This is a genomic window from Streptomyces pinistramenti (assembly GCF_020564935.1).
In the GTDB taxonomy this organism is placed as follows: Bacteria; Actinomycetota; Actinomycetes; order Streptomycetales; family Streptomycetaceae; genus Streptomyces; species Streptomyces pinistramenti.
In genome coordinates this window covers 56,017-63,404 of the sequence record NZ_JAJCXB010000045.1, presented here as the reverse complement: position 1 = coordinate 63,404, position 7,388 = coordinate 56,017, and the positions used below count along the sequence as shown (strand labels likewise).

At 69.6% G+C, this 7,388-nt stretch carries 4 protein-coding genes and 1 pseudogene; 1 reads left to right on the top strand and 4 read right to left on the bottom strand.

The window, feature by feature from the left end:
* Positions 1–586: 586 nt before the first annotated feature.
* A complete protein-coding gene (locus tag LIU39_RS25780) occupies positions 587–1,057 on the bottom strand; it encodes a DIP1984 family protein (RefSeq protein WP_227049290.1) in 471 nt (156 codons plus the stop codon).
* A gap of 337 nt (positions 1,058–1,394) precedes the next feature.
* Here LIU39_RS25780 and LIU39_RS25775 point away from each other — a divergent pair.
* A pseudogene (locus LIU39_RS25775) lies at positions 1,395–1,745 on the top strand (SPDY domain-containing protein); the annotation flags it as partial.
* A 481-nt stretch (positions 1,746–2,226) separates the two neighbouring features.
* Here LIU39_RS25775 and LIU39_RS25770 read toward each other — a convergent pair.
* From LIU39_RS25770 to LIU39_RS25760, 3 genes are all read right to left on the bottom strand, one after another.
* A complete protein-coding gene (locus LIU39_RS25770) occupies positions 2,227–3,771 on the bottom strand; it encodes an FMN-binding glutamate synthase family protein (protein WP_227049289.1) in 1,545 nt (514 codons plus the stop codon).
* A gap of 559 nt (positions 3,772–4,330) precedes the next feature.
* The gene (gene exaC / locus LIU39_RS25765) at positions 4,331–5,854 is read right to left on the bottom strand and encodes an acetaldehyde dehydrogenase ExaC (RefSeq protein ID WP_227049288.1); all 1,524 of its coding nucleotides are present in this window, start codon (positions 5,852–5,854) and stop codon (positions 4,331–4,333) included.
* Positions 5,855–6,005: 151 nt separating this feature from the next.
* On the bottom strand, positions 6,006–7,262 hold the full coding sequence (locus LIU39_RS25760; RefSeq protein WP_227049287.1) for a GAF domain-containing protein: 1,257 nt from the start codon (positions 7,260–7,262) through the stop codon (positions 6,006–6,008).
* Positions 7,263–7,388: the final 126 nt, after the last annotated feature.

The following is a 7,388-nucleotide window of genomic DNA, read 5'->3' as shown; positions in this document are numbered from 1 at the left end:
ACATGGAACGGGACACGGGTCACCCCTGTGGGTGACTGCACTCTCGACAACAGCCACCGGACGTGAGATTCGATGCAGCCCCACTCAGATCAGTGAGACTCGTCCAAGCTCAGCGAGACGGGACAGAAATCCTCGGCGAATGAATGAACAGGCCGGCCGACCGGTCTCAGGTCCGTGGCCGATCGACCACGGCGCGGCCTCCAGCCGTGAGATTCGGCCAGGCAGTGCGAGATCCCGCAATCGTCCGCGGCCTCCGTGGCAGTTCTGTTCGTTCTCATCGAAGTCAGTCGCGTCTCGCTCAACCCAGTCGGCGTGGAGCGTCAGAGATGCTGTCCCCAATGGTCTGGCCTGCTGTGGTGTGGAAAACCCCGAACCCGCCCTCACCGCTCCGGATCTGCACGTGGTGATGTGCTGTGCGATATGCACTGTTACCTGTACGCGGTGCTGAGCTGCACTGTTGATGGGGAGTCGAACCCCCGCGTTGCTCTTCACGCGCCAGGAGTGGGTCGGAAAGCCGCCGGCCCTCGGTGTGTGCACGCCTCCGAAGGGGCTACCTGCTCCACATCGTCACACCCCGCCGGACTGCTCAGTCCAGCAGATCCGCCTCCCAGTTCATTCGCTGGATACGTACGTCGATCTCACGGATCTCCCGCGCGAGTGCATCCGCCTGACCACGTAGTTCCGCGACCGGAAGGGCGGAGAGCGTCATCAGCTCGGATCGAAGCTGCCGTCCGTATCCTCGCTCGCCCGTACCCGCTGCCGCATCCGCCGCCGCGGTGACCACCGAGTGGCGCAGCCGCAGCACGTCGCGGCGCGCGAGCGCGTCGGTGAGCGTGCCGTCCTGCGCCATGTCCACTGCGGCGTTGGTCCGGTTGATCCGCCGGATCAGCGTCTCCAGGGTGCCCATCACCTCACTGGCCTCGGCCAGCAACTGAGCCGCATCCTCGGCGGGCGTTTCGCCCTCCTGATACCGCGCACTGCTGACAACTCGCGCTCGCAGCTGTTCTACACGCCGCGCCGCCTCTGCACGTTCTGCCAGCGCCTCAGCAAGCTTCACTGCCTCCACCTCCCGTCTGTCGCGAGTTTCGCACGAGCATACGGACGTGAACTGGCCCAAGCACACCAGATTTTCGATCCGCCGGAGTCCAGACCGGCCACTGGAACCGACGGCCTCCCGCGGCCGGTTCGCCGTCGAGCAGTGCAACACCGTGGCATGACCAGGTTCACTGAGACGCAAGGCGAAACGGCTGAGTTCGCTGAGTAAACGCCTCAATTCGATGAGAGCGGTCCAGTTCGCCTGGGGCAGCCAGGGAAGATCATGGAAGGGCTGACCAACCGTTCCAGGGGCATGGCAACGTAGGCGTCTTCCGCTGAAATGCCTGTTCAGAGAGGTGATGCCTGTGACCGTGGAGGTTTCCATCTCCGGCTTCGCCACGACCGTCGAGGCCCTGCGGCTGCACTCCTGGAAGCTGGGCCCCGGTCGGCCGACGCTGGTCACCGACCAGTTCACGGATGCCGACTTCAAGCGTGTCGTGGACGACCGCGCCGATGTCCACATCAACTCCCGTGACGGCCGCTTCCATCTCGGCTGGTTCCCGTCGGGTCGGCCCGACGCCGACGGCGAGGGATGGAAGCTCGTGGTCACCGGCATCGCGCAAGTCCCCGGCTACAGCGGTACGTTCGACACCGAGGCCCCGGCCGGGATCGCCGCCGTCGCCCGCGTTCTGGCGACCTCCCGCCCCCTGCGAGCGCTCCGCGTCCCGCGCCCTTCCCTCGCGGCGTTTCAGTGCCGGGTGGGCGCGCTGCTCTGCCTCCTGACGAACCGTGCCATGGCGGCCCTGCCCTGCTGTGGGCGCCTCGGGGCCGCGCGAACCTGGTCACGGGGCACCGACGCGATGCGGCGACCGGCAGGGCGCTGTGCGGACAGCACCTCGCCGGGCCCAACCCGGGCGCCCAGGAGTGCGTCCCGTGCCGACGGCACCGGGAGGAGACCGAGACTGCCCGCCTGATGTGCACCCTGCCCGCGATGCGGAAGGCCGCGGACAGCTGGGACCAGCGCCCGCTCGACGTCTACGGCGACCGGGCCGGCGCCCTGTGCCCCGGCGATGCCTACACCCGGCCCGACTGCGCCGACAGGCACCATGTCGCCACCGTCGCCGAGCGCGGCCGGGGCAGCCACACCGACCTCCTCGTCCACCTCCCCGGCGAGGACCGCCCAGATGAGTGTCAGGTGGTCGGCCTCTGCACGGAGGTCGGCTTGGTGGTGAGCAGCGCGGTGATCTCTTCGGCGAGGTGCGGGCCGAGCTCGCCCCAGCCGTCCTTGTAGCCGTAGACGCCGGCCAGGGTGCGGGCGTCGTAGTCGCCGTTCATGATCTCGATGTCGGTGGGTGTGATGAGCGCCGGGTGGGCGACGCCGACGGCCGCCGAGACCTTCATCAGCTCCTTGCGCAGGGTGCGCAGGTAGACGGCGGCCCGGGTGGCCTTCGAGGTCGGGTCGAGGCCGCGGGCGAGTCGCGGGTTCTGGGTGGCGATGCCGGTGGGGCACTTGTCGGTGTGGCACTTCTGCGACTGGATGCAGCCGATCGACAGCATCGCCTCACGAGCCACGTTGATCATGTCGGCACCCAGAGCGAAGGCGACCGCGGCGTTCTCGGGCAGGCCGAGCTTGCCGGAGGCGATGAAGGTCAGGTCGTCGGTCAGCCCCAGCTCGGCGAAGGTGCCGTAGACCCGGGAGAACCCCATCCGGAAGGGCAGCGACACCGAGTCGGTGAAGGTCAGCGGCGCCGCCCCGGTGCCGCCCTCGCCGCCGTCGATGGTCACGAAGTCGACACCACGGTCACCACGCGCCATCAGCGTGGCCAGCTCCTGCCAGAAGCCCATCTCTCCCACCGCGCTCTTGACCCCGACCGGCAGACCGGTCTCGGTGGCGAGCAGTTCGACGAAGTCGAGCATCGAGTCGACGTCGCTGAACGCGGTGTGCCGCGACGGGGAGGCGCAGTCCTTGCCGAGCGGGATGCCGCGGATCTCGGCGATCTCCGGGGTCACCTTCGTGCCCGGCAGCATCCCGCCCAGCCCTGGCTTGGCGCCTTGGGAGAGCTTGATCTCTATCGCCCTGACCGGGGCTCCGGCGATCACGTCCTTGAGCTTGTCGAGGTTGAAGCTGCCGTCCTCGTTGCGGCAGCCGAAGTACGCCGTACCGATCTGAAGGACGAGGTCGCCGCCGTTGCGGTGGTACGGCGAGAGGCCGCCCTCTCCCGTGTTCTGCATCGTGCCTGCCAGCGCCGCCCCTTTGTTGAGCGCCGTGATCGCCGCGCCGGAGAGCGATCCGAAGCTCATCGCCGAGATGTTCACCACGCTCGCCGGTCGGAATGCCTTGGCGCGTCCGCGCGGCCCGCCCAGCACCTTGGCCGAGGGCAGCGGGGCCTGCGGGTCGTGCACGTCGGGCAGTGTGCCCGCGAACGTGCGCTGCTTCAGGTATGCGTGCCCCTGCATGTGCTCAACGTCGTTGTCGGTTCCGAACCCGAAGTAGTTGTTCTCCTCCTTCGCCGACGCATAGATCCAGGTGCGCTGGTCACGACTGAACGGGCGCTCCTCGTCGTTGGAGGTCACTATGTACTGCCGCAGCTCCGGCCCGATCGTCTCCAACAGGTACCGGGCGTGCCCGATCACCGGGAAGTTCCGAAGCAATGCGTGCTTCTTCTGGACAAGGTCACGGGCGGCCACCAGCGCCAATGCTGTTGCGGTGGCCGCGGCGATGCTCCGGGCGCGCATGAACGTTCCTCTCCTCGTGCTCGACTCCATCGCCATGCGGTGGAAGTCGCCGTGTCGTGTCGGGCGTTGGGCGGCGGACACGACCAAGCGGACGTCAACGCCCGCCGGAGAACGCGAAATAATACTAGAGGCCCGCGTGGACAGGCGTGGGGCCAGGGTCGTCGGGTGGGGCGGTCGTCCTGAACCGGCCACCACACGCTTGCCCCGGGCGGAGCAGGGAAGCAGCCGGGTCCGGCAGGCCACTCTGCCGCGCGGCACGCCCAGCCCGGCGCGGAAACCGCATGAGGAAAATCCTCCGCCGCAGGCACAAGCTCGTGGCTGCCGCCCTGGCAGCAGCTGTCACGCTCGGCGCCACTGGCGCCGGCCTTGCGATCGAGGCGCGGCTCCTGCGGGGTGAGTCGGGGCGTTGGTCCGTGACTGGTCCGGGAGCGCTGGTCAGGAGCGGGACAGCGGTGGTGGAAATTGGGAGGTGAAGCGTAAAACGGGCTCTGCTCTCAGTGGGTCGGTCGGAAGGCGCCTGACCAGCAAAACCCCAGGTCAGGCGCCTTTCCGCAGCCCCCTAGAAGAATCCCAGCTTCTTCGCTGAATACGACACCAGCAGGTTCTTCGTCTGCTGGTAATGGTCCAGCATCATCTTGTGGTTCTCCCTGCCGATTCCGGACTGCTTGTAGCCGCCGAATGCCGCGTGGGCGGGGTAGGCGTGGTAGCAGTTGGTCCATACCCGGCCGGCCTGGATGGCGCGGCCCGCTCGGTAGGCGGTGGAGCCGTCCCTGGTCCATACGCCGGCGCCGAGTCCGTAGAGCGTGTCGTTGGCGATGCCGATGGCGTCGTCGAAGTCGCTGAACGGGGCCACGGCGACCACCGGGCCGAAGATCTCCTCCTGGAAGATCCGCATGTCGTTGGTGCCTTCGAAGATTGTCGGGCGGACGTAGTAACCGCCCGCCAACTCGCCGCCGAGGTCGGCCCGTTCGCCGCCGGTCAGGACGCGGGCCCCTTCCTTCCGGCCGATGTCCAGGTAGGAAAGGATCTTCTCCAGTTGGTCGTTGGACGCCTGCGCGCCGATCATGGTGTCGGTGTCCAGCGGGTGCCCCTGGACGATTTTCTCCGTGCGGGCCGTGCCCGCCGCGAGGAAGTCCGCGTAGTGTCCGCGCTGGATCAGGGCGCGGGACGGACAGGTGCACACCTCGCCCTGGTTGAGGGCGAACATGGTGAAGCCTTCGAGCGCCTTGTCGAGGAAGTCGTCCGCGGCCGACGAGACGTCGTCGAAGAAGATGTTCGGGCTCTTGCCGCCGAGTTCGAGGGTCACCGGGCGCAGGTTCTCCGACGCGTACTGCATGATCAGCCGCCCGGTCGTGGTCTCGCCGGTGAAGGCGACCTTGGCGACGCGCGGGCTGGAGGCCAGCGGCTTGCCGGCCTCGGCGCCGAAGCCGTTGACGATGTTGACGACGCCGGGCGGCAGCAGGTCCGCGATCAGGCTCATGAGGAAGTGCACGGACGCGGGCGTCTGTTCGGCCGGCTTGAGGACCACGGCGTTGCCTGCGGCCAGCGCCGGGGCCAGCTTCCAAGTGGCCATCAGGATGGGGAAGTTCCACGGGATGATCTGCGCGACGACGCCGAGCGGCTCGTGGAAGTGGTACGCGACGGTGTCCTCGTCGATCTCCGAGAGGGTGCCTTCCTGGGCGCGGACCGCTCCGGCGAAGTAGCGGAAGTGGTCGATGGCCAGCGGGATGTCGGCGGCCAGCGCCTCGCGTACCGGCTTGCCATTCTCCCAGCTCTCCGCGACCGCGAGCGCCTCCAGGTTCTGCTCCATCCGGTCGGCGATCTTGTTGAGGACGGCGGCGCGCTCGGCCGGCGCGGTACGGGCCCAGCCGGGGGCCGCCGCGTGCGCCGCGTCCAGGGCGCGCTCCACGTCCTCGGCGGTGCCGCGCGCGATCTCGGTGAACGGCCGGCCGTTGACCGGCGTCGGGTTCTCGAAGTACCGGCCCAGAGCGGGCGCCACGAATTCGCCGCCGATCCAGTGGTCGTAGCGGGGCGCGTAGGACATCACGGCATCGGCGGAACCGGGGCTGGCGTAACGGGCCATGGGGCGGTCTCCCAATCGCTTGGCGCTTGCACTCCGCTCCCGTGCGGAGAGTGTGGCGCGCACGCTAGGAGCGGGGAGGTTGCCGGAACGTTGCGGGGGAGGAGGGGAGCGGACCGGGGGCGGCTCGCCCCGGTGCGATGGAGGGCCCCGCTCACGTTCCCTTCAGTCCGTATGCCGTCCGCAGTCGCGCCGACGTGGCGTACGCGTCCGCGCGGGCGGGTGAGTGCAGGGGAAGCGCCTCGACCAGCGCTTCCCAGATCTCCAGGTCGTCCTCGCCCCAGGGGGCCTGTGCCCACTGCCGCAGTGCCACGGCGTCCCGGCCGGCCAGCAGGGTCCGGCGCAGCCGGTCCTCCAGGGCGGTGCGCAGGCGGCGTACGCCGGGTGCCTCGGACAGGGGCAGCAACGGGCCGCGGTAGCCGCCCAGGGCGGCGGGCAGATCGCCGGCCGTCAGGTCCGCCCCGACCGCCGACGCGTCCGTGTCGACGGGTCTGCGCAGCCGGTAGGGGCGGGAGGCGAGCAGCGGTCCCGCGAGCTGCCGCAGGCGGGACATCTCGGCCCGCAGGGTCACCGGGCGCATCTCGCGCTCGCCGTACAGCAGTACCGACAGCTGATCCCCCGTCAGTCCTTCGGGGTGGTGCGCGAGCAGCACCATGATCTCGCTGTGCCGCCGTCCGAGCCGCAGCTGTCTGCCGTCCACGATCAGCAGGGCCTCGTCCCGCCCCAGCGCGGTGAGGCAGACCCCTGGCTGCGGGGACTGCGCGGCGAGATGGGATTCGGCGGCGCGGGCGGTGGCCTGGACGAGGGCGAGGCTGTGCGGGCTGGCCAGGTGATCGCCGCCGGTGATGTCGACGGCGCCCAGCAGCCGTCCGGTGCGCAGGTCGTGCAGCGGGGCGGCGGCGCAGGTCCAGGGCTGCACCCGCCGGTTGTAGTGCTCCGCAGCGAAGATCTGCACCGCATGGTCGGCGGCGAGTGCGGTGCCCGGCGCGTTGGTGCCCGCGTGCCGCTCGTCCCAGCGTGCGCCGGCCACGAAGTTCATCCGCTCCGCGCGCCGCACCACCCCGGGATGCCCCTCGACCCAGAGCATCCGCCCCTGCGGATCGCAGACGGCCAGCAGGTGCGCACCGTCCTGGGCGATGGCGCCGAGCAGTTCACGGAAGACGGGCATCGCGCGGGCGAGCGGGTGAGCTTGCCGGTGGGCACGGAGTGCGTCCTCGTCCAGCTCGACGGGTACCACGCCGTCCGACGCGGCCCGCGCTGCGGCCGAGCGTCGCCAGGAGTCGGCGACCACCCGGCGGACCGGCGGCGTGACCTGCCCGCCGGCCAGGAACGCCTCGTGCGCACGCCGCAACGAGGCGATCCGTTCCGCGGGATCCGCGCCCGTCTCCATCGCCAGCCAAGGGTTGACCACGTATCACCTCTCCGGTGCGGTTCTGCCCCGTATGCCGATCGTGCTCATGCCGGGCCGAGCCGTAAACCCCAGCGCACGCCGGATCGTGGAGCACGGGACCGGCGCGGGGGAGTGGTGCGGGCGCCG